This window comes from Curtobacterium sp. MMLR14_010 (assembly GCF_001865015.1).
In the GTDB taxonomy this organism is placed as follows: domain Bacteria; phylum Actinomycetota; class Actinomycetes; order Actinomycetales; family Microbacteriaceae; genus Curtobacterium.
This window is the reverse complement of sequence record NZ_MJGV01000042.1, coordinates 1-4160: the sequence shown is the minus strand read 5'-3', so window position 1 is coordinate 4160 and position 4160 is coordinate 1. Positions and strand designations below refer to the sequence as shown.

Here is a 4160-nt window from a genome sequence, read left to right as displayed (position 1 = left end):
CTGGCACCGCGCCTCCCGTCGGATTGTGGTGCGGTTGCGTTACTTCGCGTCGGTCGTCTCGACGGTGCGCTGCGACCCGGTCGGGGTGAGCCCGCGCTCCTGGCGCTTCTTCGAGACCACCAGGGAGGCCACCGTGGCGACCGCGATCGTCAGCATGATGAACCCGAGCGAGAACCAGATGGGGATCTCGGGCGCCCACTCGATGTGCTCGCCGCCGTTGATGAAGGGCAGCTCGTTGACGTGCATGGCGTGGAAGACGAGCTTCACGCCGATGAAGCCGAGGATGACCGCGAGGCCCTGACCCAGGTAGATGAGCCGCTCGAGCAGCCCGGCGATGAGGAAGTACAGCTGGCGGAGCCCGAGGAGCGAGAACGCGTTCGCGGTGAACACGATGAAGGCGTCCTGCGTCAGGCCGAAGATCGCGGGGATGGAGTCGAGCGCGAAGAGCACGTCCGTGAGGCCGATCGCGACCATGACGAGCAGCATCGGGGTGAACAGGCGCTTGCCGTCGACGCGGGTGGTCAGGCGGTCGCCGTCGTAGTGGTCCGCGGTCGGGATGACGCGCTTGAGGATGCGGATGAGGCGCGAGTCGCCCTCGTCGGCGCCGTGGTCGTTCCCGCTGCGGGCCTGCGACCAGGCGAGCCAGAACAGCAGCGCGCCGAACAGGTAGAACACCCACGAGAAGTTGTCGATGATCGTGACGCCGAGGGCGATGAACACACCGCGGGCCGCGAGGGCGATTGCGACGCCCACCAGCAGGACCTTCTGCTGGAACTCCTTCGGCACCGCGAAGGAGGACATGATGATGAGGAACACGAAGAGGTTGTCGACCGACAGGGCCTTCTCGGTGAGCCACCCGGCGAAGTACTCACCGCCGGCCTGCCCGCCGCCGAACACCAGGATGCCGATGCCGAACACGATCGCCAGTGCGATGTAGACGGCCGACCAGATCGCGGACTCGCGGATGTGTGGCACGTGCGGTGTCCGTACGTGCGAGTAGAAGTCGAAGACCAGCAGCGCCAGGATGCCGGCGATGGTGATGAGCCAGACAGAGGTGGGGACGTCCACGGATGGATCCTTCAGGTGTGTGGGCGAGTGGGTACGCCGAGGCCTGAAGGTCTCTTCCGCCGCAACGGCCCGAGCGGGCTGGCTGCGACCGGCGCCCCGGGACCGGATCGTTCCGGCCCGTACTGACGGGGACACCGAGAGGGAATACTCCCCTTCGTGTCGCCCATCGTAGCGGGGCCCGGCCACATCCGCCGCGCTCTAAGCTGGGAGCATGGCGAGTACTTGGTCACTGTCCTCCCGTCTCCGGGGCCTCTTCCAGCGGAAGACCATCGACGACACGACGTGGGACGACCTGGAGACCGCCCTGATCGGCGCCGACTTCGGCCCCGACATCTCCGAGGAGATCATCGAGGACCTCCGCGCGCGGGTCGAGCGGTACGCCACGACCGACCCCGCTGACCTGAACCGCATGCTCCGCGAGGTGCTCGAGGAGCGGCTCTCCAAGCTCGACACCACGCTCAAGCTCAGCGCGCGTCCGGCCGTCGTGCTCGTCGTCGGGGTGAACGGCGTCGGCAAGACCACCACCATCGGCAAGTTCGCCAAGTTCCTCAAGACGTACGACCGCACCGTGGTCGTCGGCGCGGCGGACACCTTCCGTGCCGCAGCGGTCGAGCAGGTCGCCACGTGGGCCGAGCGTGCCGGCGTCGAGGTCGTCCGGCCGTCGCAGCCCGGGCAGGACCCGGCCTCGGTCGCGTACCAGACGGTCGAGAAGGCGATGCGCGACGGCACCGAGATCGTCGTCATCGACACCGCGGGCCGCCTGCACACCAAGGCCGGCCTGATGGACGAGCTCGGCAAGATCAAGCGCGTCATCGAGAAGCAGACCGAGATCTCCGAGGTGCTCCTCGTCCTCGACGCCACCACCGGGCAGAACGGGCTGGCGCAGGCGCAGGCCTTCATCGAGGGCGCCGGGGTCACCGGGCTCGTCATCACCAAGCTCGACGGGTCGGCCAAGGCGGGCTTCGTGCTGAGCGTGCAGGAGAAGACCGGCATCCCGATCAAGCTCATCGGGCAGGGCGAGGGCATCAACGACCTCACGGGCTTCACCCCGCACGTCTTCGTGCAGAACCTCGTGGGCTGACCCCGGGTACGGTCTGGGCAGTACACGGATCGTCCAGGTACATCGGAAGGGGTCCCCACATGCCCGCACTGCTCATCATCGCGATCATCATCGGCATCGTCCTGCTCGTGACCGGGATCGTCAGCGCCGCGCTGAAGTTCCTGCTGTTCATCGGACTCGTGCTGATCGTCCTGGCCGTCATCGGCTGGATCGTGCGTCGCGTGCGCGGCGCCGGTTCGCGCGTCTGACGACGCGGCCACACGACGGACGGGAGGCTCCCCACCAGCTGGTGGGGAGCCTCCCGTTCGTCATGGGCCCGACCCCGGCGCCATCGAGGGAGCAGCAATCGTCGGGTGCCGTCCGCGGACCCGACGATTCCTGCTCCCTCGACGAGCGGCGACCTACGGCCCTGTAGAATCGTCGGACTATGGCGCAATTCGGATCGCTTTCTGATCGGCTCACCGAGACCTTCCGCAACCTGCGGACCAAGGGACGGCTCACCCCGTCGGACGTGGACGGCACGGTCCGCGAGATCCGCCGGGCCCTGCTCGACGCAGACGTCGCCCTCGAGGTCGTCAAGGCCTTCACGGCGGCGGTGCGCGAGCGTGCCCTCTCCGACGAGGTCAACCGGGCGCTGAACCCCGCGCAGCAGGTCGTCCAGATCGTCAACGAGGAGCTCGTCGGCATCCTCGGCGGTCAGCAGCGCCGGCTCGAGTTCGCCAAGCGTCCGCCGACGGTCATCATGCTCGCGGGCCTCCAGGGTGCCGGCAAGACGACCCTCGCGGGCAAGCTCGGCAAGTGGCTCAAGAAGGACGGCCACACCCCGATGCTCGTGGCGGCGGACCTCCAGCGTCCGAACGCCGTGCAGCAGCTCCAGGTCGTCGGCGAGCAGGCCGGCGTGCACGTCTTCGCCCCCGAGCCCGGCAACGGCGTCGGGGACCCGGTCAAGGTCGCCAAGAACGCGATCAAGGCCGCGGTCGACCAGCAGTACGACACCGTCATCGTGGACACCGCCGGTCGTCTCGGTGTGGACGCCGAGCTGATGAAGCAGGCCGCCAACATCCGCAAGGCCGTCGACCCGGACGAGGTCCTCTTCGTCATCGACGCGATGATCGGTCAGGACGCCGTCACGACCGCCCGTGCCTTCCAGGAAGGCGTCGACTTCACCGGCGTCGTCCTGTCCAAGCTCGACGGCGACGCCCGCGGTGGTGCGGCCCTGTCGGTCGCCAGCGTGACCGGCCGTCCGATCATGTTCGCGTCCACGGGCGAGGGGCTCGACGACTTCGAGCCGTTCCACCCGGACCGCATGGCGAGCCGCATCCTCGACCTCGGCGACATCCTCTCCCTCATCGAGCAGGCCCAGGGCGCCTTCGACGAGGAACAGGCGATGAAGGTCGCCGAGAAGATCGCGTCCGACACCTTCACGCTGAACGACTTCCTCGAGCAGATGCAGCAGCTCCGCAAGGCGGGGTCGATCAAGGGCATGCTCGGGATGCTCCCCGGCGCGAAGGGCATGCGCGAGGCCCTCGACAACTTCGACGAGCGCGAGATCATCCGCACCGAGGCCATCATCCAGTCGATGACGCCGCAGGAGCGCGAGCTGCCCAAGCTCCTCAACGGCTCCCGTCGGCTCCGCATCGCGCGGGGTGCCGGCTCGACCGTGACCGAGGTCAACCAGCTCGTCAACCGCTTCGAGCAGGCGGCGAAGATGATGAAGACCGTCGCCCGTGGTGGCATGCCGCAGATGCCGGGCATGGGTCCGATGCCGGGCATGCACGGCGGCAAGAAGGCGCAGCAGCAGGGCAGCAAGAAGAAGAAGGTCGGCAACCCGGCCAAGCGCGCGGCCCTCGCCGCCGGCACCGCTGCGCCGCAGCCGCAGGCGCCGAAGGGCTCCGGCCTCGGGCTCGGCGGCGGCAAGAACGGCAAGGCCCCGACCGAGGAAGAGCTCGCGAGCCTGCAGAAGTTCCTGGGTCGCTGACGCGACCACAGACAGACGGGAGGCCCGTGGCGGATCCGCCACGGGCCTCCCGTC

The 4160-nt window shown here is 68.4% G+C and carries 4 protein-coding genes; 3 read left to right on the top strand and 1 reads right to left on the bottom strand.

Annotated elements, in window-relative coordinates:
* Positions 1–39: 39 nt before the first annotated feature.
* A complete protein-coding gene (locus BIU98_RS08550; protein WP_071274815.1) occupies positions 40–1068 on the bottom strand; it encodes a TerC family protein in 1029 nt (342 codons plus the stop codon).
* A 211-nt stretch (positions 1069–1279) separates the two neighbouring features.
* On the opposite strand from BIU98_RS08550, the gene ftsY reads away from it, so the two are divergent.
* The 3 genes from ftsY to ffh all read left to right on the top strand — a co-directional run bounded on the left by ftsY (position 1280) and on the right by ffh (position 4106).
* A complete protein-coding gene (gene ftsY, locus BIU98_RS08545) occupies positions 1280–2149 on the top strand; it encodes a signal recognition particle-docking protein FtsY (protein ID WP_071274811.1) in 870 nt (289 codons plus the stop codon).
* A gap of 59 nt (positions 2150–2208) precedes the next feature.
* Positions 2209–2376 carry a hypothetical protein gene (locus tag BIU98_RS19405; protein ID WP_175481324.1) on the top strand — a complete coding sequence of 56 codons (168 nt, stop codon included), beginning with the start codon at positions 2209–2211 and terminating at the stop codon, positions 2374–2376.
* A gap of 179 nt (positions 2377–2555) precedes the next feature.
* The gene (gene ffh / locus BIU98_RS08540; RefSeq protein ID WP_071274808.1) at positions 2556–4106 is read left to right on the top strand and encodes a signal recognition particle protein; all 1551 of its coding nucleotides are present in this window, start codon (positions 2556–2558) and stop codon (positions 4104–4106) included.
* Positions 4107–4160 lie beyond the last annotated feature (54 nt).